The sequence below is a fragment of the Enterococcus sp. S53 genome (genome assembly GCF_016516865.1).
In the GTDB taxonomy this organism is placed as follows: domain Bacteria; phylum Bacillota; class Bacilli; order Lactobacillales; family Enterococcaceae; genus Enterococcus_D; species Enterococcus_D innesii.
Window position 1 is genome coordinate 1 of sequence record NZ_JACVUH010000084.1, and the last position, 265, is coordinate 265.

1 protein-coding gene is annotated in these 265 nt (G+C 37.4%); it reads right to left on the reverse strand.

The window, feature by feature from the left end:
• Positions 1–265 (reverse strand): terminase large subunit domain-containing protein (locus IAE45_RS18775; RefSeq protein ID WP_233619196.1); only part of this gene is annotated, 265 nt, incomplete at both ends.

Below are 265 nucleotides of genomic sequence, written 5' to 3' on the forward strand. Positions count from 1 at the left end.
AATATGGACTTTTACATCTTTGTTCGATTCGTATCGATGGATTTCATCAAAAGCTACTGCTCCATCACGCAATCCATCTTTTGTATCGCCATTACTAGTACGGAATTTTATCTTGCTTCCAGTCTTTTTGCTGGTGATCACAGACTTGCCATATTCAAAAGCTTTTTGTAAAGTCTTATTCCGTTTGATTGTATTGTATATCTCTTCGAATGATGTTTTCGCTTGATCCTCACTATTGGCAACGATCGAAACGTTGTAGTCCATG